20 protein-coding genes, 1 pseudogene and 1 riboswitch are annotated in these 18,673 nt (G+C 72.7%); of the genes and pseudogenes, 9 read left to right on the plus strand and 12 right to left on the minus strand.

Features of this window, described 5'->3' with window-relative positions:
* A pseudogene (locus G6039_RS16815) lies at positions 1–699 on the minus strand (helicase-associated domain-containing protein); the annotation flags it as partial.
* A 59-nt stretch (positions 700–758) separates the two neighbouring features.
* Here G6039_RS16815 and G6039_RS16820 point away from each other — a divergent pair.
* Entirely contained in the window at positions 759–947 is a 189-nt protein-coding gene (locus G6039_RS16820) for a hypothetical protein (protein ID WP_006936172.1), read from the plus strand.
* 64 nt (positions 948–1,011) lie between these two features.
* On the opposite strand, the gene G6039_RS16825 is transcribed toward G6039_RS16820, so the two are convergent.
* The 3 genes from G6039_RS16825 to G6039_RS16835 form a co-directional block, all read right to left on the minus strand.
* Positions 1,012–1,605 carry a transglycosylase family protein gene (locus tag G6039_RS16825; protein WP_029541802.1) on the minus strand — a complete coding sequence of 198 codons (594 nt, stop codon included), beginning with the start codon at positions 1,603–1,605 and terminating at the stop codon, positions 1,012–1,014.
* Between the two features lie 9 nt (positions 1,606–1,614).
* A riboswitch (cyclic di-AMP (ydaO/yuaA leader) is annotated at positions 1,615–1,840 on the minus strand.
* Between the two features lie 211 nt (positions 1,841–2,051).
* Positions 2,052–2,444 (minus strand): YccF domain-containing protein, encoded by a 393-nt coding sequence (locus tag G6039_RS16830; protein ID WP_006936165.1) that lies wholly within the window; start codon positions 2,442–2,444, stop codon positions 2,052–2,054.
* Positions 2,441–2,683, minus strand: a complete 243-nt coding sequence (locus G6039_RS16835; RefSeq protein ID WP_006936164.1) for a hypothetical protein — start codon at positions 2,681–2,683, stop codon at positions 2,441–2,443. Before G6039_RS16835 ends, G6039_RS16830 begins: the two co-directional genes overlap by 4 nt.
* A 167-nt stretch (positions 2,684–2,850) precedes the next feature.
* Here G6039_RS16835 and G6039_RS16840 point away from each other — a divergent pair, with 167 nt between their 5' ends.
* Positions 2,851–3,261, plus strand: a complete 411-nt coding sequence (locus G6039_RS16840; protein WP_029541805.1) for a cold-shock protein — start codon at positions 2,851–2,853, stop codon at positions 3,259–3,261.
* An 82-nt stretch (positions 3,262–3,343) separates the two neighbouring features.
* Here G6039_RS16840 and G6039_RS16845 read toward each other — a convergent pair whose 3' ends face one another.
* The 3 genes from G6039_RS16845 to G6039_RS16855 all read right to left on the minus strand — a co-directional run bounded on the left by G6039_RS16845 (position 3,344) and on the right by G6039_RS16855 (position 6,364).
* Positions 3,344–3,811, minus strand: coding sequence for a DUF2771 family protein (locus tag G6039_RS16845; protein ID WP_006936161.1), 468 nt, complete (start codon positions 3,809–3,811; stop codon positions 3,344–3,346).
* The gene (locus tag G6039_RS16850; RefSeq protein ID WP_029541807.1) at positions 3,811–5,508 is read right to left on the minus strand and encodes an MFS transporter; all 1,698 of its coding nucleotides are present in this window, start codon (positions 5,506–5,508) and stop codon (positions 3,811–3,813) included. Before G6039_RS16850 ends, G6039_RS16845 begins: the two co-directional genes overlap by 1 nt.
* A 61-nt stretch (positions 5,509–5,569) precedes the next feature.
* On the minus strand, positions 5,570–6,364 hold the full coding sequence (locus G6039_RS16855) for a glutaminyl-peptide cyclotransferase (RefSeq protein ID WP_029541809.1): 795 nt from the start codon (positions 6,362–6,364) through the stop codon (positions 5,570–5,572).
* A gap of 49 nt (positions 6,365–6,413) precedes the next feature.
* On the opposite strand from G6039_RS16855, the gene G6039_RS16860 reads away from it, so the two are divergent.
* From G6039_RS16860 to G6039_RS16870, 3 genes are read left to right on the plus strand one after another with little or no spacing between them, the layout of a single operon-like run.
* Positions 6,414–7,433 (plus strand): DUF3027 domain-containing protein, encoded by a 1,020-nt coding sequence (locus tag G6039_RS16860; RefSeq protein ID WP_029541812.1) that lies wholly within the window; start codon positions 6,414–6,416, stop codon positions 7,431–7,433.
* A gap of 2 nt (positions 7,434–7,435) precedes the next feature.
* Entirely contained in the window at positions 7,436–10,204 is a 2,769-nt protein-coding gene (locus G6039_RS16865; RefSeq protein WP_164528087.1) for a sacsin N-terminal ATP-binding-like domain-containing protein, read from the plus strand.
* Positions 10,201–10,740 carry a phosphatase PAP2 family protein gene (locus G6039_RS16870; protein ID WP_006936149.1) on the plus strand — a complete coding sequence of 180 codons (540 nt, stop codon included), beginning with the start codon at positions 10,201–10,203 and terminating at the stop codon, positions 10,738–10,740. Before G6039_RS16865 ends, G6039_RS16870 begins: the two co-directional genes overlap by 4 nt.
* A 37-nt stretch (positions 10,741–10,777) precedes the next feature.
* On the opposite strand, the gene G6039_RS16875 is transcribed toward G6039_RS16870, so the two are convergent.
* Complete coding sequence (locus G6039_RS16875; protein ID WP_006936145.1) at positions 10,778–11,026, minus strand: DUF2530 domain-containing protein; 249 nt, start codon at positions 11,024–11,026, stop codon at positions 10,778–10,780.
* Positions 11,027–11,101: 75 nt separating this feature from the next.
* On the opposite strand from G6039_RS16875, the gene G6039_RS16880 reads away from it, so the two are divergent.
* From G6039_RS16880 to G6039_RS16895, 4 genes are all read left to right on the plus strand, one after another.
* The gene (locus G6039_RS16880) at positions 11,102–12,586 is read left to right on the plus strand and encodes an NCS2 family permease (RefSeq protein ID WP_006936143.1); all 1,485 of its coding nucleotides are present in this window, start codon (positions 11,102–11,104) and stop codon (positions 12,584–12,586) included.
* 43 nt (positions 12,587–12,629) lie between these two features.
* Positions 12,630–13,061: an Rv0880 family HTH-type transcriptional regulator gene (locus tag G6039_RS16885; protein WP_029541818.1), complete on the plus strand. Its 432-nt coding sequence runs from the start codon at positions 12,630–12,632 to the stop codon at positions 13,059–13,061.
* 104 nt (positions 13,062–13,165) lie between these two features.
* Positions 13,166–13,972 (plus strand): TrmH family RNA methyltransferase, encoded by an 807-nt coding sequence (locus G6039_RS16890; RefSeq protein ID WP_006936134.1) that lies wholly within the window; start codon positions 13,166–13,168, stop codon positions 13,970–13,972.
* Positions 13,969–14,250 carry a DUF2537 domain-containing protein gene (locus G6039_RS16895; protein ID WP_006936132.1) on the plus strand — a complete coding sequence of 94 codons (282 nt, stop codon included), beginning with the start codon at positions 13,969–13,971 and terminating at the stop codon, positions 14,248–14,250. Before G6039_RS16890 ends, G6039_RS16895 begins: the two co-directional genes overlap by 4 nt.
* 45 nt (positions 14,251–14,295) lie before the next feature.
* Here G6039_RS16895 and G6039_RS16900 read toward each other — a convergent pair whose 3' ends face one another.
* From G6039_RS16900 to G6039_RS16915, 4 genes are all read right to left on the minus strand, one after another.
* Complete coding sequence (locus G6039_RS16900; RefSeq protein WP_029541820.1) at positions 14,296–15,045, minus strand: DUF6928 family protein; 750 nt, start codon at positions 15,043–15,045, stop codon at positions 14,296–14,298.
* Between the two features lie 15 nt (positions 15,046–15,060).
* Entirely contained in the window at positions 15,061–15,948 is an 888-nt protein-coding gene (gene sepH / locus G6039_RS16905) for a septation protein SepH (protein WP_174824772.1), read from the minus strand.
* Between the two features lie 245 nt (positions 15,949–16,193).
* Entirely contained in the window at positions 16,194–17,315 is a 1,122-nt protein-coding gene (gene serC, locus G6039_RS16910) for a phosphoserine transaminase (protein ID WP_029541824.1), read from the minus strand.
* A gap of 114 nt (positions 17,316–17,429) precedes the next feature.
* A complete protein-coding gene (locus G6039_RS16915; RefSeq protein ID WP_006936122.1) occupies positions 17,430–18,557 on the minus strand; it encodes a citrate synthase 2 in 1,128 nt (375 codons plus the stop codon).
* Positions 18,558–18,673 lie beyond the last annotated feature (116 nt).

Consider the following 18,673-nt stretch of genomic DNA (forward strand, 5'->3'; position numbering starts at 1 on the left):
GGTGAGGGCGGCGGGGTCGAAGGGGGCCTCGCCGCGCAGCGCCTGACCGACCCGGTGCGGCAGCTCGACGGTCTCGTCGTCGAGCCGGATCAGCAGCCCGGCGGTGAGCAGGCGCTGCACGGGCCGGTCGGCGGGTGTGCCCGCCGCGGCGTCGCGGGTACGCCCGACGGGCGAGGTGCGCGCGAGGGTGTCGAGCAGGCTGCGCTGCGCCGGATCGAGGTCGGCGAGCAGGGCGCCGACCTCGGCCGGGGCCGGCAGCTGCTCGGGGTCGGGACTGCGGCCGATTCGCCACGGCACCGCCTCGGCCGCGGCCTTGACCAGCCGCAGCCCGTCGGCGGGACCCCACACGAGCGACAGGCGGCGCAGGCGGTCGAGGGACCGGTCGACGTTCTTGGCGGTGACGCGGCCGGACACGGAGTCGAGCAGCGCCCGGCGGGTCACCGGCTCCCGGTCGGCGCCCAGCCGGGTCAGCGCGTCGACCACACCGAAGTCGAGGACGGTGAGTTCGTCGGCGGCGCGGAACACCGAGGCACGTTGCTGCGCGCGGCCGGCCAGGACGGCCATCGTCGCGGGTGGCGGGACCACCAGGTCGGGGCGCGCGCGCAGCAGCTCGGCGAGGTCGGCGTCGCGGCGGTCGCTCAGCCAGCGCGCGAGCGACTCCGGCCCGGTCTCCGGCGCGGCGGGGTCGGTGGCGGTCATCGAGACCAGATTAGAGACCTGAAGTAGCTGTCCGTGAACCTGCCTGCCAAAATGAGCGCATGGCTGACAATTCGAAGAAGCAGTATGTCGATCCGGGGTGGCCCAAGGTGGCGGACGGGGACCACGCCGTCACCGAGTTGTCCTCGACTCGTTCCGGCCCGTTGTCCCCGTACGGCGAGGAGATGGAGTTCCCGTTGCCGGTCGACTCCCTGCCGTACACCCACCCCCGCACCGTCATCAACCGCTGATCGAAGCACGAAAGAGCCCCGCACCGGAACGGTGCGGGGCTCTTTCGTGCTTCTGTGCCGAGTGTCAGTTCGGCAGGGCGGCGTTGACCGCATCGACGAATCCCTGGTCGACCGGGATGCCGGCGGCGCGCAGCGCTTCGACACCGTTCGTCCACCCGGCACGGGCACTCTGCTGCGGGAGCGGAGTGACCACCGGGGGCGTGGCCTTCAGCACGGGAGCCGCAGGCTCGTCGACGTCGACGCCGGCGAGGGTGTCGGCGCTCGTGGACGGGGCGCTGCGCTGCGTCGGAGCGCTGCTCAGGCCGAGGCTCGAGGAGCAGGACGGCCACGCGCCCCAGCCCTGGCCGGCGAGCACGCGCTCGGCGACGGTGATCTGCTGCTCGCGGGTGGCCTGGTTGGCGGTCGCCGCGTATTCGCCGCCGCCGTAGGCGTTCCACGTGCTGGGGGAGAACTGCAGGCCACCCTGGTAGCCGTTGCCGGTGTTGATGCCCCAGTTGCCGCCGGACTCGCACTGCGCGAGGCGGTCCCAGTCGGAGTCGGGAGCGGCGTTGGCGGTGCCGCTGAAGGCGACGCCCGTGACGCCGAGAACCGCGCTGGTCAGCGCGAACTTGGCGACGGTGCGGCCGGTGTTGGTGGGTTTGCGATGGCGTCCGCTCATGTCGGTTCCGGTTCCTCTCCGTACGCGCCTACGAGGTCAGCTGTCGGGTTCGGGCTGAAGAGGTAGCCCGGCCTCCTCGCCGGTGGGCGATTCGGCTTCACCCCAAGGACCGTCGCCGTGGGCGGCGATCCGGGTGCCTCCTGGGAATCGGTGTTCCCTGGGAGACCGTTGGGTCCCCCGCTTCCTGCTCCCGTGGATCGTTCGTCGGGACACCCGGAATCCGCGGAGCAGGATTTGGCGCGACGGACCCGGGGTGGCCGAACCAACCGGCCGGAGACGACGGTAACGGCTCGAGGCGGGGATTGTCACCAATTGATAACGCCGAGCGCGGCGAGGGCGGCGCGTGAGTGGCGCGTGTGGCGGGATGAAGTCGCAGGTAGGGACCAAAGTCCATCGCCGGTGCCGGTTCGCGACCTCGCCGTTATGCCCGTGTTATGTGAGGAACGTCACATGTAACTCGGGCGGTTGTCCACCGGGACGATGTCCTTCCCGAGCGGCAGCAGCGAGATCGGCACCATCTTCAGGTTCGCGAGCGCCAGGGGGATGCCGATGATCGTGATCGCCATCGCGATCGCCGTCACGACGTGACCGAGGGCCAGCCAGATGCCGGCGACGACGACCCAGATCACGTTGCCGATCAGCGACCCGGCCCCCGCCGTGGGCTTGTCCACCACCGTCTTGCCGAACGGCCACAGCGCGTACATGCCGATGCGGAACGAGGCGATGCCGAACGGGATGGTGATGATCAGCACGAAGCAGATCAGGCCTGCCAGGAAGTACCCCAGCGCCAGCCACAGGCCGCCGAAGACCAGCCAGATGATGTTGAGCAGAATCCTCACGTGCGATCCCTTCCGCGGGAGCGCCGGCCGGAGCGCAGCGCGAAGGTCAATGCCAGCACGAAGCCGAGCGGCCAGGCGAGAGTCAGCAGATACAGCACCAGGCCCGGCCGGCCGTCGGTGACGGCGGGGGTCAGGAAGATCGCCACCACGGCGACGATCCCGACCAGGAAACATGCCAGCGCGGCCTTGAGCAGGCCGTTGCCCGGTGCGGAAGAACTGGAGGTGCCCACGGGTTCCACCGTAGTGCTTCCCCACCCGCCCGCGCCGCCGCCGGACTTTCGAAGGTGGACTCCGCCGCGGGTACACTGACGCATGTCTGCGCGTCCCGCACTCGAAGCGGGGCGCGTTGTTTTGCATATCCACTCGTGCCCACCGGGGCACGGCTGTCGAGGAGCGGGTGAACGCAGTGCCTACCGGCAAGGTGAAGTGGTACGACATGGAGAAGGGCTTCGGCTTCCTGTCCCAGGAGGAGGGCGAGGACGTCTATGTGCGTGCCTCCGCGCTCCCGGCCGGGGTCGAGGGCCTCAAGCCGGGTCAGCGGGTGGAGTTCGGCATGGCCGCGGGCCGTCGCGGACCGCAGGCGCTCAGCCTGAAACTGCTCGATCCGCTGCCGTCGGTGCGCCAAGGAGGGCGGCGTGAGGCGGCCCCCCAGAAGCGGCACACGCCCGACGAGCTGCACGGCATGGTCGAGGACATGATCAAGCTGCTCGAGGCCACCGTGCAGCCGGAGCTGCGCAAGGGCCGCCATCCCGAGCGCAAGACCGCCCAGCGGATCTCCGAGGTGATGCGGGCCGTCGCCCGCGAGCTCGACTCCTGACGCCTGGCGTCGGGCCGACCCGACGCGAGAGGGGCCTTCCGGGACAGCACCCGGAGGGCCCCTCTCGCATGCCGGACGGGGATCAGAACGTCTGGATCGCCCACACCGGCGCCTGCTCCCCGGTGGCGGGAAGCTGCAGCACCACATTCAGCAACTGCGCGCCGGGGTCGGACGGCACCGTCACGGCCCGGGCCTGACCGGGCGTGTAGTCGCGGAACCCCTCGAAGATCTCGCCGGTGCGGGGATCACCGTAGGTGACGTTCAGCCGCCAGTCCGAGTCCGTGATCTCCGACGGCAACGACAGCTGCAGCGGCCGGCCCGCCGGCACCTCGAGCATCACGGCCTCGAGGCCGGCGCACGTGCCGTCGGCGCTGCACAGGCCGGGCTCGACCGTGACCGTACGGCCCTGCGCGTACGCCGTCACCGTGGGCACGCTCGGCGGTGCGGAACGGACGAGGGAGACCACGACCGCGGTGAGCCCGCCGATCGCGACCAGCGCCACGATCACCAGGATCGCGATCGTCTTCTTCGTCCGGGGCTGCAGTCTCATCACGTTCCGTTTCTCGTCGTACGTCCGCCTGGCCGCGGGATGCGACCGGTGGTCTCCTGGGTGGCGTGTTCCGGGCGTTTGCCACCGAAGCCCGGAACGACGGTGCCTCCACGGTAGGTGAGGATCGTCTGCGTCAGACCGAGGGCCAGCACGACGGTGACCACGGTGAACCCGAGCCAGTACTCGGTCGGCAGCAGGACCCCCAGGGCCCCGCCGAACACCCAGCTCAGCTGCAGCACCGTCTCCGAGCGACCGAACCCGGACGCGATGGACTCCTCCGGCAGGTCCTGCTGCAGCGACGCGTCCAGCGACACCTTCGCAAGCGCGCTCGCGCAGGATCCCACCAGCGCCACGAGGGCCGCCGTGATCAGGTTGCCGGTCGCGGCGGCCAGCGCCGCCATCACCGTCACGGCCGCGGTGCACCGCACCACGATCAGCGCGGGACGGCCCAGCGTGAGCCGCGCGCCGGTCGCGTTGCCGGTGAAGTTGCCGATGGCGGCGGCCGCGCCGACCAGACCCAGCATCCCCGCCTGGACCAGGGGCTCGTGCTCGGTCTTCGACTTGGCGACGAACGCGATGAACAAGGTCAGGAAGCCGGTCAGCACCCGGATCGTGCCGTTGCCCCACAAACCGGTGAGCACGGCCCGCCCCAGCGGCTGCCGACGGCTCTTCGCGCCGCCGGCGCGCGCGGGCGTCGCAATCACTTCGGTGCGGGTCCCGGTGACCTCGGTGCGGGCCTCGGCGCCGTGATACGACAGCGTGGCCGGCACCTCGCCCTCGGTGACCTCGACCCACGACGGGATCCGCATGCTCAGGTACGCGCCGAACGCCGTGATGACGGCGCACAGCCACAGTGCGCCGGACGATCCGAACAGCCAGGCCGCGGCGGCGGCGACGGCCCCGGCGCCCATCGTGCCGCCCACCAGGCCGAACACCGTGAGCCGGGAGTTCACCCGGACCAGATCGATCTCGGGCGGCAGCACCCGCGGCGTCACCGCCGATTTGAGCACCGCGAACGATTTGGACAGCACCATCATCGCCAGCGCGGCGGGGTACAGCCCCCAGCTGTCGAAGTTGAACACCAGCACCACGGCGAGCACGGTGCGCGCGGCGAACGACGTGGCCAGCGCCAGCCGGCGACCGTGCTGCAACCGGTCGAGCAACGGACCGATCAGCGGGGCGATCACCGCGAACGGGGCGATCGTGATGAGCAGATACAGGGCGACCTTGGTCTTGTCCTCGCCCGTGGCCGCCGAGAAGAACAGGGTGTTGGCCAGGGCCACGGCGACCGCCGCGTCGCTCGCGAAGTTCGCCATCGTCGCGTAGGTCAGGGCCGTCAGGCCCGAGCGGTCCGCACCGTCCGCGGTGGCGGCCCGGCGGAATGTCGCGATGCCCTTGCTCGTGAGCTCACGGCTGCGCAGCGCCGCGACGCGGGTGACCGTCAGTTTCCGCGGCATCCGTGGGGCCCGCGGGGCGCCGGCGCGCTCCTCGCGGGAGAAGTCGTCGCCCCGGTACCTGCGGGCGTCCTCGACCGGGTGCAGCGGCGGCAGGGGGGTACGTCGCGCAGACGTGCGCCGCGGCGGCGGATAGTTGCCGTTGCCGGGGTGCGGGGCCCGGGCCGACCGGCGGGGACGACCGCCGACGTCGGCGCCACGGCCCGCGTCGTCGTGTGCGCGTTCCTCGTCCGAATCGGTCACGGCACAATTCTGTCGCACCGGGCGGATCGGTGTTCGGTGGCGTGCCCCACCTGCGGCGCGATCACGGCACGAACCGCACCTCGAACACCGACGGCCAGTACTTGCCGGTGACGAGGAAGCGATCGGTACCGGGCAGGTGCGCGATTCCGTTGAGCACGTCGATACGCTCGCGCTGCCCGTCGGTGAGCCGCTCGCGCAGCGCCCCGGCGTCCACCACGGCGGTCACCCGGCCCTCGTCCGGGTCGATGCGCAGGATCTCGTCGGTCTTCCACACGTTGGCGTACACGGCACCGTCGTCGGTGCATTCGAGTTCGTTGAGGCGGGTGACGGCGCGGCCCTCGCGCAGGACCGTCACCCGGCCCGTCTCCGCGAAGGTCCCGGGGTGCCGGAACGTCAGCTCCGCGGTGCCGTCGCTCATCACCAGCCGGTCGTCCTGGGCGCACAACCCCCAGCCCTCCCCGTCGTAGCCGGCGCGGCCGCGTTCGGCCAGGGTGTCCCGGTCGCGGGCGACCGCGACCCCATCACGCCACGTCAGCTGCCACACCGTGGTGCCGGCGATGGTGATGCCCTCGCCGAACATGCCGTCCGGCACCGGCACCCGGACCCGTTCGGCGCCGGTGGCCAGCGACCGCGCCGCGATCCACGACCGGCCGGACAGGCCGGTGCCCTCGAGCAACTCGTCGCCGGACACCTCGAGGCCCTGCGTGAACGCGGCGGGATCGTGCGGATGCACGGCCACGACCTCGGCCCGCAGGCGCTCGGGCGGCGGACCCGGATCCGCCGGGGCGGAGTCGCACGCGGCTGCCGCGACGCAGGCGGCGACCGCGGCCGCGACGGAGAGCGGACGGCGGCGCATGCCCACATGATGGCAGCCGAGGGTCGCGGCGGCGGTTCCGTGCGGCAGAATGGGGTCCGTGAGTGGTGTGCCTTCCTCAGTTGCGTCCGGCTCCGCGTCCGCCTCTACCGAACAGCTCGTGCAGCCTCTGCTGGCCGACGCCGTCGACGTCGCGCGGGCCGCGCTGCTGGACGCGGGAGAGACCGGCGTCGGCGCGTACCTCGGCGTCGCGGCCGAGGACGACTGCGCTGCCACCCACCGGTTCGCCGCGGAACTGCCCGGGTACCGGGGCTGGCAGTGGGCCGTCGTCGTCGCCGCCGCACCCGGCTCGGACCGGGTGACGGTGAGCGAGCTGGCGCTGCTGCCCGGACCGGACGCGCTCGTCGCGCCGCGGTGGGTGCCGTGGAACGAGCGGATCCGGCCCGGCGACCTCGGTCCCGGCGACCTGCTCGCGCCCCCGGCGGGGGATCCGCGCCTCGTGCCCGGCTACGTCGCCACCGGCGACCCCGAGATCGACGAGACGGCCCTCGAGATCGGCCTCGGCCGCACGCAGGTCATGAGCCTCGAGGGCCGCCTCGAGGCAGCCCAGCGCTGGTACGACGGCGACTACGGCCCCGACTCGGAGATGGCCAAGGCCGCGCCCTCGACGTGTCGGCTGTGCGGGTTCTACCTTCCCCTCGCGGGTTCCCTGCGGGCAGCGTTCGGGGTGTGCGGCAACGAGTTCGCCGCCGACGGCCACGTGGTGCACTCGGCGTACGGGTGCGGCGCCCACTCGGACACCACCCTGCCGACCGGCGCGGGCTCCCCGGTCCACGAGGCGTACGACGACTCCGCTGTGGAGGTCGTCGCCCTGCCGCCGGCCGAGGCGGGTGCGGAGGCGCACGCCCAGGCCGGCGCCGACGCGGACGGTCGCGACGCCGCCCCGACGGACGCGGAAGGCACGGTCCCGGAGGCCTCGGAGGAGACCGGGTCCGGGAGCGCCGGGGACACGGAGAGCGCCGAGAACACCGAGAGCACCGAGAACACCGAGAGCACCGAGGACACGACTGCCGAGCCGGCCGCGGTCGCGCCGCCGGAACAGACCGACTGAGGATGCCGCGCCCCGACCCCGCCGACCCCTTCGGGACCGCGGCGCTGCGCGAGGGCACCCTGCTGGCCTGGGCGTCGTCCCCGACGCGGCTGCGGGAGGATGCCGCCACCGAGGCCGATCTCGTCCGGGCCGGCTACCGGGACCGGGTGCTCACCGAACTCGCGCAGAACGCCGCCGACGCGGCCGCGCGCGCGGGCGTGCCGGGCGCGCTGTGCCTGTGGCGCGACGGCGACGACCTGCACGTCGCGAACACCGGCGCGCCGCTCGACGAAGCCGGCGTGCAGGCGCTGACGGCGCTGCGGGCGTCGAGCAAGACCGGCGGGGTCGGCCGGTTCGGGGTCGGCTTCACCGCCGCGGCCGCGGTGAGCGAGGACATCGAGATCCGTTCGCGGTCCGGCTCGATCCGCTTCTCCGCCGCGCACACCCGGGACGCGCTGGCCGACCGCGGCGTGCCCGCCCCGGAGTCCGGCATCCCGGTGCTGCGTCTCGCGTGGCCCGCGTCCATGCCGCCGGCGCCCGGCTGGGACACCGAGGTGGTGCTGCGGCTGCGTCCCGGGATCGACGCGGAGACGCTGCTCGACGGGTTCGCCGCGGAGGCCGTCGACCTGCTCCTCGAGCTGCCCGCACTGGCCGCCGTCACGGTGGGCGGCCGCGAGCTCACCCGCACCTGCACCGAAGCCGAGTCCGGACTGCGCGTCGTCGCCGTCGGCGAGCGGACCTGGTGGGAGTACGCCGGGCCCCACGCCCGCTGGCTCGTTCCCGTCGTGGACGGGGTGGCGGTGCCGGTGCCGCAGGACGTGCTGCGCGCTCCCACCCGCTCCGACGAGGAACTCTCGTTGCCCGCGCTGGTGATCGCCGACGTACCGATGCAGCCCGACCGGCGCCGCCTGCTCCCCGGCGCCCCGGTGGCCGGCCTCGCGCGCGGCTACGCCGGCTTCGTCGCGGCGCTGCCGCCGCGGCAGCGGCCGGCGATGGTTCCGGTTCCCGGCTTCGCGCGCAGCGAGGTCGACGCGCTGCTGCGTGAGGCCGTGCTGCAGGAGTTGCGCGCGCATCCGTGGCTGCCCCCGGCCGGCGGTGGCGACGATCTGGTCCCGGACCGGGCCACCGCGCTGACCGGTCTCACCGACGAGCTCGCCGCCGTCCTCGCCGACGTCGTGCCCGGCCTGATCCGGCCCGATCTGTGCGGGCCGCGGTACGCTGCGGCGCTCGGCGCCGTCGACGTGCACCGCCTCGGGCCGGCGCGGATCGCCGAGCTGCTCGCCGGGGTCGAGCGCGAGCCTGCGTGGTGGTACCGGCTGTACGAGGCGCTCACCCCGCTGGTCGTCGACTCGGTGGTGGCCGAGGAACTCGCCGCGATCCCGGTGCCGCTGTCGGACGGCCGCACCGTCACCGGGCCGCGGACCGCCGTGCTGGGCACGGACGTCGGGCATCTGCGCATGCCGTGGGTGCGCCTCGTGCACCCCGACGCCGCGCATCCCCTGCTCACCCGGCTCGGCGCCGGCACGGTCACGGCGGTGGATCTGCTCGCGGACCCGGCGCTGCTCGCGGCGGTCGAGGACGTCGACGTCGACGACCACGAGGCGACGGCCGAGCTCGCCGAGGTCGTGCTCCGGCTGGCGGCGCAGGTACCGGCCGAAGCGGTGCCCCGAGAGCTGGGGGCGCTGCTCCTGCCCGATGCCGACGGCGAACTCGTGCCCGCCGACGAGCTGTTGCTGCCGGGGGCGCCCCTCGCGGATGTGCTGGTCGAGGACGCGCCCTTCGCCACCCTCGATCCGCAGGTGGCGGAGCAGTACGACGCCGAGGCGCTGCGGGCCGTCGGCGTCGGATGGGGTTTCACGGTGCTGCGTGCCGAGCTGCCCACCGGTCCCGATCACGACCTGCCCGACGAGGAGCAGTGGTGGGGAACCCTCGACGAGGACCCCGAGTCGCTCGTGGCGGTGCGCGACCTCGACCTCGTCGACGACGCCCGCTGGGATCGGGCCCTGTCGCTCCTCGTCGCCGAACCCGGCACGGCTGCGGCCCTCGGCGACCGGCGCGGCTACACCGCCTGGTGGCTGCGCACCTACGCGTCGCTGGGCGGCCGGACCCTCGGGCACCTGCGCGCCCCCGACGACGAGGCATTCGCCGGTCTGCTCGACCCCTGCCCGCACCCGGACGCGGACCGTCTGCGGCCGTGCCTGGCCGCGACGGGCGTCGAGAGCACGGAGACGGCCGCGCTGCTTCTCGACCGCCTCGCCGCCCCCGACCGCACCCCCGCCCCGGCCGTCACCGCCCGCGCCCACGCCGCCCTGGCCGCGGCGAGTGCCGCCGGCATGCTCGACCTCGACGCCCTGCACCTGCCCGACGCCGTCCGCAGCCTCGCCGGGTCGATCGTCGACGCGGCGGACGCGCTGGTGCTGGACCGGCCGTGGCTCGCCGCCGTGGTGCCCGCCGACCGGCTCGTGCTCGGCGCCCTGCCGACCGCAGCGGTCCTCGCCGACCTCCTCGACGTCGCCCTCGCCTCGGCCGAGGTGTCCGGACACGTCACCGGCCCGGGCCGCGCGACCGGGTGGCGGAACGAGCCCGCCGCGGTGCTCGCGGCGGCCGTCGCGCAGCGGCCGTTGCCGCGCGGACCCCTCGTCGTGCACGAGCGACTGACCGTGCGCTGCTCCGGCGCGGTCACCGGCGAGCGCGACGTCTCGTGGTGGGTCGACGAGAGCGGTACGACGCACTGCACCGGCCCGGGACTGGCCGCCGCCGTCGCGGCGCTCTCGCCGCCGGAGCCACGATGAGCATCGACACGACGACCCTCGACGGCGTGGTGGAGCTCCGCGAACCCGCGCTGACCGCCGTCGTCACCGCCGTCACCCACACCGGCGGTACCGTCGCCGTCGCCGTGGTCACGACGGCGCTGACGATGCTCATGCTGCGCGCGGGCCGTCGCGACGATGCGCTGCTCCTGTCCGCGACGATCCTGACGGGCTGGCCGCTGATGAGCCTGCTCAAGCTGCAGTTCGGGCGGGAGCGCCCGCCGCAGCCCGCGCGCCTCGTCGAGCTGACCACCCACTCGTTCCCGTCCGGCCACGCCATGATGACCGCGATGCTGGCGACGGTGCTCGCCGTCGTGATCGCCCGGCAGTCGCCGCCCGGCAGCCGCCGGGCGCTCGTGGCGTACTGCGCCCTGGGCGCCTACACGCTCGCGGTCGGGCTCTCGCGGGTCTATCTCGCGGCCCACTGGCTGACCGACGTCGTCGCCGGGTGGCTGCTGGGGTCGTTGTGGGCGCTGCTGTGGGTGGGGTTGATCACGCGGGTGCGGGCCCGGCTGTGACCGCGGCCGTGGGGCCGGGCGGCGTGGGACCCGCTCGTCAGTCCAGTCCGACCTGCGCGCCGCGCCGACCCAGCCGGGCGGCCCGGCGCTGCACGAGGTAGACGGCGAATCCCAAGAGCCCCACGATGATTCCCGCTACGCACACGGGCAGGGCGGCCGGCCACCGGTCGCCCGTGGCAAGTACGACGATCGTCGCCACCGTCCACAGTGCCGTGCCGATCGCCAGCGCGGGACGGGGATCGGCGAGGCGCCGTGTCCGCTCGGCAACCGTTTGCGCGTCGTTCACGATTTCAGGCTAGTCCAGCCCGATTGCAATAATCTCCCGTTGCGACGCAGCCCCCATCCCAGAGCGGAAGTCGATATGGCCCAATCCTCAGAGCGGAAGTCCGGCACGGCGGTCGGCACCTCGTTCCTCGACACCTACTTCAAGATCACCGAACGGGGATCGACGGTCTCGCGGGAGGTGCGCGGCGGCGTCGTCACGTTCGTCGCGATGGCCTACATCGTGGTGCTCAATCCGCTGATCCTGGGCAGCTTCTCCCCGGACGACGCCTCGGCCAAGGTCGACGTGCTCGGCAACATACTGCCCATCAACCAGGTCGCCGCCGTCACCGCGCTGGTGGCCGGACTGATGAGCATCGTCTTCGGCGTCGTCGCCAACTATCCGTTCGCCATCGCGGCCGGCCTGGGTATCAACACCCTGCTGGCGGTCACCATCGCACCCCAGGTCACCTGGCCCGAAGCGATGGGCCTCGTGGTGATCGACGGCATCATCATCGTGGTCCTCGCCCTCACCGGCTTCCGCACCGCCGTGTTCAACGCGATCCCGCCCGAGCTGAAGGCGGCCATCGCGGCCGGCATCGGCGCGTTCATCGCCCTGATCGGCATGGTCGACGCCGGATTCGTGCGCCGCCTGCCGGACGCGGCCGGCACCACCGTCCCCGTCGGGCTGGGCATCGACGGCTCGATCGCGTCGTGGCCGACCGCCGTGTTCGTGTTCGGTGTGCTGCTCATGGGTGTGCTCATCGTGCGCCGGGTGCCCGGCGGGCTGCTGATCGGCATCGTCGTGACCACGGTGGTCGCCGCGATCGTCGAGGCGGTCGCCGGGGTCGGGCCGTCGCAGGGCACCAACCCGAAGGGCTGGAATCTGAGCACGCCGGAGGTGCCGGACACGGTGGCCGGCGTGCCGGATCTGAGCCTGGTGGGCAACGTCGACCTCTTCGGCGCGTTCACCCGGATCGGCGTGATCGCCGCGACGCTGCTCGTGTTCACCCTCGTCCTCGCCAACTTCTTCGACGCGATGGGCACGATGACCGGTCTCGGTAAGGAGGCCGGTCTCGCCGACAAGGACGGCAACCTGCCCGGTATCGGCCGTGCCCTCGTCGTCGAAGGCACCGGGGCCATCGCCGGCGGCGTGGGATCCGCATCGTCGAACACGGTGTTCGTCGAGTCCGCCTCCGGCATCGCCGAGGGTGCGCGCACCGGCCTGGCGAACGTGGTGACCGGCGTGCTGTTCCTCGCCGCGATGTTCCTCACCCCGCTCTACGAGATGGTGCCCGTCGAGGCCGCCGCCCCGGCCCTCGTGGTGGTGGGTGCCCTGATGATCGGGCAGGTCCGCGACATCGACTTCACGCAGTTCGCCGTCGCGTTGCCGGCGTTCCTCACGATCGTCGTCATGCCGTTCACGTACTCGATCGCCAACGGGATCGGCGTCGGCTTCATCACGTGGGTGGTCCTGCACGCGGCGGCCGGGAAGGCGCGGGCGGTGCACCCGCTGCTGTGGGTGGTGGCGGGCTTGTTCGTCGCCTACTTCGCGGTGGACCCGATCACCGAACTGCTCACCTGACACACGGCGCGATGTGTCCGGTCGGTCCCGTATTGTGCACGCCATGACATCGGAACATCGCACGCTCGCCGGCGACCTCTCGTTGGCAGTTGTGCGCCTGACGCGCCATTTGCGGGGGCGGCGCTCCGATTCCCGGGTTTCCCTGACTCAGCTGTCGGCAATGACCACGCTGAGGCAGGAGGGAGCGATGACCCCCGGCGCGCTGGCCGCGCGCGAGAAGGTTCAGCCGCCGTCCATGACGCGGGTGATCGCATCGCTCGACGAGCTCGGGCTCGTCGAGCGGACTCCGCATCCCACGGACGGCCGGCAGGTCATCGTCTCGCTCTCGGATGCGGGCCTGGCACTGCTGGTCGACGAGCAGCAGGCCCGCGAGGCGTGGCTGACCGAACGGCTGGCCACGCTGGACGAGGACCACCTCGCCACGTTGCAGGACGCCGTGGGCATCATCAACAAGCTGGTCAGCGAAGCGGAGTGAGCCGGTCCGGGCCCGTAGGGCGAGTCTGCGCCCGGACGGCACGGGGTAGCGCGGAGCGAGAACCCGCCGACGAGACTCCGGTGTGACCTGGGAGAATCGACGGCGTGGTTCACGTCATCGACATCGAGGATCCCGCCGACCCCCGGCTGGACGACTTCCGAGACCTCAACTCGTCGGATCGCCGGCCGGACCTGCCCGCGGGCAAGGGCCTGGTGATCGCGGAGGGCGTGCTCGTCGTGCAGCGGATGCTCGATTCGCGGTTCGCGCCGGGCGGCCTGCTCGGGGTGGATCGCCGTCTCGGTGAACTCGCCGACGACCTGCGCGACGTCGACGTGCCGTTCTACCGCACCTCGGCCGAGGTGATGGCCGAGGTCGTCGGCTTCCATCTCAACCGCGGGGTGCTCGCCGCGGCGCACCGGCCGCCGGCGCTCGACCTCGACGACGTCCTCGAGAAGGCCACCACCGTCGCGGTGCTCGAGGGCGTGAACGACCACGAGAACCTCGGCTCGATGTTCCGCAACGCCGCCGGCCTGGGCGTCGATGCCGTCCTGTTCGGCAAGGGCTGCGCCGACCCGCTGTACCGGCGGGCGGTGCGGGTGTCGATGGGGCACGTGCTGCGGGTTCCGTTCGCGCACGTCGAGCGGTGGCCGTACGACCTGGACCGGTTGCGGGCGCGGGACTTCCAGCTCATCTCGCTCACGCCGAACCCCGAGGCCGTGCCGCTGGCCGAGGCCATGACGGGGGAGAAGGTCGCCCTGCTCCTCGGCGCCGAGGGCCCGGGGCTGACCGAGCACGCGATGCGCGCGACGGACGTGCGGGCACGCATTCCGATGGCGCCGGGCACCGACTCGCTCAACGTCGCCACGGCCGCGGCGATGGCGTTCTACGAGCGGGTACGGCTCCCGCGGTGACCGCACCCCTGCGCGCCCCGTCGACGCCGTGGTCGACGGGGCTGACGCTGACGGGCTTCGCCCTCGTCGTCACCGTCGTCACGATCGTCGCGTTCGGGCTCGAGCTCGGGCGCGTGCACCCCCTGCTCGCGGTGATCGTCAACCTCGTCGCCGCGGCCGGGATCGCCCCGACCCTGTGGTGGTGGCGGCGGGTGCCGCTGTGGCGGTGGATCGTCGCAGGTGTCGCGGCCGGAGTTCCGGTCGGCTGGATCGTGCTGCTCGGCGTGACGACGTTCTGAGCGGCTCCGCAGCCGCGCGCGACACCGGACGGACCCGCCGGCTGGCTATTCGGCGTGCGGGTGACCGGACAGCGCGCGACCGCGTGCGGAGGTCCGTCGCGGCCACCACCACCGTCGCGCGGGCGGGCGAGCCGGCTCGTCGCGTGCGGTGGGCGGTCGCTCGCCCTCGCGGTACAACTCGAAGCCCCACACCTCGATCTCGTGGGGGTCGAGCTCGCCGCCGGCGCGGCCCGTGTAGCGGAACCCGAGCCACGCGGCGTTGGCGGCCTCGGCGAACCGGCGGGGGTGGAACGGCAGCGCCTGCGGATCGGGCAGCACGTCCAGCGGCCAGCGGATGGGGAACTCCCCACCCCAGAACGGCCGCTCCCACACGAACGGCAGGCCGTCGTCCTCGGCGATGTCGACGGGCGTGGCGTCGAACGCCCGTCGCAGCATGCCGCGCCGCCAGGCCCCGACGGCGCCGCGCGCCCCGGTGGGGTCCGACACGACGAGGTAGGTGTTCTCGGAAGCGACGGTGCGCCTCCAGCTTTCGGGTAGCTGCGACGGACGCGTGGCTGCGAGGTCCGGGCTGCACACCACCGTCACCCCGGGGAAGCTGCCCACGTAGACCCGGCCGGGGTCACCGGCCGCGGCCTGCGCGAGCGGCACCCGGTCCAGCGGCTCGGACGACATCCCGGGGTGCAGCCGCCCGACGAGTGCGTGGGCCGTCTTCCGGTCGGCCCGCGCGGCGCGCAGCACCGCACCGGGGTCGGGGGCGTCGACGTACCAGATGGTCGACACGGCCGCCGCCACCATCGGTGGGCCCGAACCTCAGACGCGCCCGTTGCTGCGCACGCCGAGCAGCACGTCGTCCCACGAGGGGAGGGCGGGCTTGCCCCGCTTGTCCTTGCCCGGGCTCTGCTGCGGCGCCAGCTTCGGCCGGTCCTCCTCCGCGTCGGGCTCGGGCAGGCCCGCCGCCATGGGCCGGACCTCCTCGACCTCCGCGTCGATCACCGCGGGCGGCGGATCGAGGGTGATCGCCTCGGCGACGACGTCCTCCCGGTCGGGCCCGTCGTTGTCTCCGCTGTCGTCGACGTCGCGCGCCGTGTACACCGGCGTGAGGCAGCGCAGCGGCCGCCCGCAGTCCGGGTCGATCAGCTCGGTGGCGGTGTCGTCGAGCGGGAGGATCGTGCCGCCGTGCGCATCGGGCTGGTAGCGCCAGTGCGCGGTGTTGGTGGACCGGCCGGCGGCCCACTGCAGCTGGGCCACCCAGTGGCCCTCGTCGTCGCGCCACGCGTCCCACGTGGCGGCGTCGATGCTGTGCCCTCGCGCCCGGAACGCCTGGGCGACGATCTCGGCGAGGGTGTGCACGGCCGGGCCGTCCGGGCGCACCGGATGTCCCTGCTGGGCCATCTCGGCCGCGCGGGAGCGTTCGAGCAGCACCGGGTAGGCGAACCGCTCCACCTTCGCGAGCGGGATCCCGGCCTCCTCGGCGACCTGCTCGACGGACGCGCCGGAGCGGATGCGGGCCTGGATCTCGCGGGGGCGCAGCTGGCTGGTGGTCTCGATCTGGATCTGCCCGAGGCGGGCGAGGTCACCGCGGGAGGCGGCGCGGAGCGTGTCGTCGATCGGGATGCGGAATCTGTCGCCGTTTTCGGGATCGGCAAGCACGACGTGCGTTCCGTCGGGCTCGAGGCCGACCACTCGAAGCTCTCGCACCATGACCTCCTCGCGGGGAATCGCGATTGACCCGCCCGACTGTAACGGACTCGTGACCCCTGCGGAGCAGGACACGCCGACACGCCGGGGGACCCTGTGGCACGAATCCGTCGACGTGGCGCTATTGTCCAAGGTTTCCCCGAAAGTCTCTACTACTCGTCGAGAGTTTGGGAGGTGTGCGGGACGGCGAGCGGGGCCGGACCCGACCCGGATCCGACCCCGCCCCGAACGGTTGCGCTACCGCCCTACATCTGCGAGACCACCCAGTCGACGCACTTGGTCAGCTGGGTGACGTCCTCGGGGTCGATGGCCGGGAACATGCCGATGCGCAGCTGGTTGCGGCCCAGCTTGCGGTACGGCTCGGTGTCGACGATCCCGTTGGCGCGCAGGATCTTTGCGACCTTCGCGGCGTCCACCGAGTCGGCGAAGTCGACGGTGCCGACCACCTGCGAGCGCAGCGCCGGATCGGCGACGAACGGGGTGGCGTACTCGGAGGCCTCGGCCCACTCGTACAGCCGCGACGACGAGTCCTTGGTGCGGGCGGTGGTCCACTCCAGGCCGCCGTTGCCGTTCATCCATTCGATCTGGTCGGCCAGCAGCAGCAGCGTGCCCACCGCCGGGGTGTTGTACGTCTGATCCTTGGTGCTGTTGTCGACGGCGATCGGCAGCGACAGGAACTCGGGGGTGAAGCGGCCCGAGGCCTTGATCTCGTCCACCCGCTCGAGCGCGGCCGGGCTCATCAGCGCGATCCACAGGCCGCCGTCGGCGGCGAAGCACTTCTGCGGCGCGAAGTAGTAGACGTCGAAGTCCTCCGCGGCGACGGGCAGACCGCCGGCACCGGACGTCGCGTCGATGGCGATGAGGGCGTTCCCGGAGCCGGCCGGGCGGGTGACGGGCACCGCGACACCGGTCGAGGTCTCGTTGTGGGCCCAGCCGATGAGGTCGGCCGAGCCGTCGGCGACGATCTCCGGTGCGGTGCCCGGCGCGCTGTCCACGACGATCGGGTCACCGATCAACGGGTTCTTCTTGGCGACCGTGGCGAACTTCGACGAGAACTCGCCGTAGGTGAAGTGCTGCGACTTCTCGCGGATCAGGCCGAACGCGGCCGCGTCCCAGAACGCGGTGGTGCCGCCGTTGCCCAGCACCACCTCGTAACCGTCGGGCAGGGAGAACAGCTCGCGCAGACCCGAGCGGATGCGGGCGACGACGTCCTTGACGGGCTTCTGCCGGTGGCTGGTACCGAACACCGAGGCACCGACCTCGACCAGGGACTGCAGCTGCTCGGGGCGAACCTTGGAGGGGCCGCAGCCGAAGCGGCCGTCTGCGGGCTTGAGGTCGGCGGGAATGATCGGTGTAGCGTCAGCCATCGGTATGCGTGTCCTAAACGTCGAGGAACGAGTGCACCGGTAGTCTAGACGGCCCCCGTCGGGCGGCCGGACGGACGGGCGCCCGGCGCAGGGGCCGTCCGCCCGGCTCGCGGGTCAGTTGTGGGTGATGGAGTCCCAGCCCTCGACGCTCTCGGGGCTGCGCGGGTCCGGGCCGGTGTAGATCGCGGCCGGGCGCACCAGCTTGCCCAGGCGCTTCTGCTCGAGGATGTGCGCGCACCAGCCGGCGGTGCGGCCGCAGGTGAACATCGCCGGCATCATCGCGGCCGGGACCTCGGCGAAGTCGAGGATCACCGCGGCCCAGAACTCGACGTTGGTCTCGATGGCGCGATCGGGGCGACGCTCGCGCAGCTCGGCGAGGGCGGCCTGTTCGAGCGCCGCGGCGACCTCGTAGCGCGGGGCGTTCAGCCGCTTGGCGGTGTCGCGCAGCACCCGCGCCCGCGGGTCCTCGGCGCGGTAGACGCGGTGGCCGAAGCCCATCAGCTTGTCCTTGCGGTCGAGGATGCCCTTGACCAGCGCGCGGGCATCGCCGGTGCGCTCGGTCTCCTCGATCATCGGCAGCACGCGGGCGGGGGCGCCGCCGTGCAGCGGGCCGGACATCGCGCCGACCGCACCGGACAGCGCGGCGGCGACGTCGGCGCCGGTGGAGGCGATGACGCGGGCGGTGAAGGTGGAGGCGTTCATGCCGTGCTCGGCCGCCGAGACCCAGTACGCGTCGATCGCGGCGACGTGCGCCGGGTCGGGCTCACCCTTCCACCGCACCATGAACCGCTCGGTGACGGTCGCGGCCTCGTCGATGCGCTTCTGCGGCACGGCGGGCTGGTAGATGCCGCGCGCGGACTGCGCGACGTAGGACAGTGCCATCACGGCGGCGCGGGCGAGATTCTCGCGGGCGGTGGCGTCGTCGATGTCGAGGAGCGGCTCGAAGCCCCAGATCGGGGCGAGCATCGCCAGGCCGGCCTGGACGTCGACGCGGACGTCGCCGGTGTGGATCGGCAGCGGGAACGGCTCGGCCGGGGGCAGGCCCTGGCCGAACTTCCCGTCGACCAGCAGCGCCCACACGTCCCCGAACGTCACCCCGCGCGTGACGAGGTCCTCGATGTCGACGCCGCGGTAGCGCAGCGAACCGCCGTCCTTGTCGGGTTCGGCGATATCACTGGTGAAGGCGACCACGCCTTCGAGGCCGGCGACGAAATCCTCGGGTACAGACGCGCGCGATGCCATGACGGTTGGGCTCTCCTCGTTCGGTGCAACCCGGTCCGGGCAGCACTGCCGGTGAAGCGGGACTCGGCGGATGTGATCGGCGCCCCACTCCGTTCGTCGGTGCGACTGTAGTCCCC

The sequence above is a fragment of the Rhodococcus aetherivorans genome (assembly GCF_011058165.1).
Classification (GTDB): domain Bacteria; phylum Actinomycetota; class Actinomycetes; order Mycobacteriales; family Mycobacteriaceae; genus Rhodococcus; species Rhodococcus aetherivorans.

What these genes read in the sequence shown, in the direction of transcription:
- G6039_RS16820 (WP_006936172.1), top strand. Translation starts at nt 759, where the DNA reads ATGGCTGACAATTCGAAGAAGCAGTATGTCGATCCGGGGTGGCCCAAG.
- G6039_RS16825 (WP_029541802.1), bottom strand. Translation starts at nt 1,605, where the DNA reads ATGAGCGGACGCCATCGCAAACCCACCAACACCGGCCGCACCGTCGCC.
- G6039_RS16845 (WP_006936161.1), bottom strand. Translation starts at nt 3,811, where the DNA reads ATGAGACTGCAGCCCCGGACGAAGAAGACGATCGCGATCCTGGTGATC.
- G6039_RS16855 (WP_029541809.1), bottom strand. Translation starts at nt 6,364, where the DNA reads ATGCGCCGCCGTCCGCTCTCCGTCGCGGCCGCGGTCGCCGCCTGCGTC.
- G6039_RS16860 (WP_029541812.1), top strand. Translation starts at nt 6,414, where the DNA reads ATGGGGTCCGTGAGTGGTGTGCCTTCCTCAGTTGCGTCCGGCTCCGCG.
- G6039_RS16865 (WP_164528087.1), top strand. Translation starts at nt 7,436, where the DNA reads ATGCCGCGCCCCGACCCCGCCGACCCCTTCGGGACCGCGGCGCTGCGC.
- G6039_RS16870 (WP_006936149.1), top strand. Translation starts at nt 10,201, where the DNA reads ATGAGCATCGACACGACGACCCTCGACGGCGTGGTGGAGCTCCGCGAA.
- G6039_RS16880 (WP_006936143.1), top strand. Translation starts at nt 11,102, where the DNA reads ATGGCCCAATCCTCAGAGCGGAAGTCCGGCACGGCGGTCGGCACCTCG.
- G6039_RS16885 (WP_029541818.1), top strand. Translation starts at nt 12,630, where the DNA reads ATGACATCGGAACATCGCACGCTCGCCGGCGACCTCTCGTTGGCAGTT.
- G6039_RS16900 (WP_029541820.1), bottom strand. Translation starts at nt 15,045, where the DNA reads ATGGTGGCGGCGGCCGTGTCGACCATCTGGTACGTCGACGCCCCCGAC.
- serC (WP_029541824.1), bottom strand. Translation starts at nt 17,315, where the DNA reads ATGGCTGACGCTACACCGATCATTCCCGCCGACCTCAAGCCCGCAGAC.
- G6039_RS16915 (WP_006936122.1), bottom strand. Translation starts at nt 18,557, where the DNA reads ATGGCATCGCGCGCGTCTGTACCCGAGGATTTCGTCGCCGGCCTCGAA.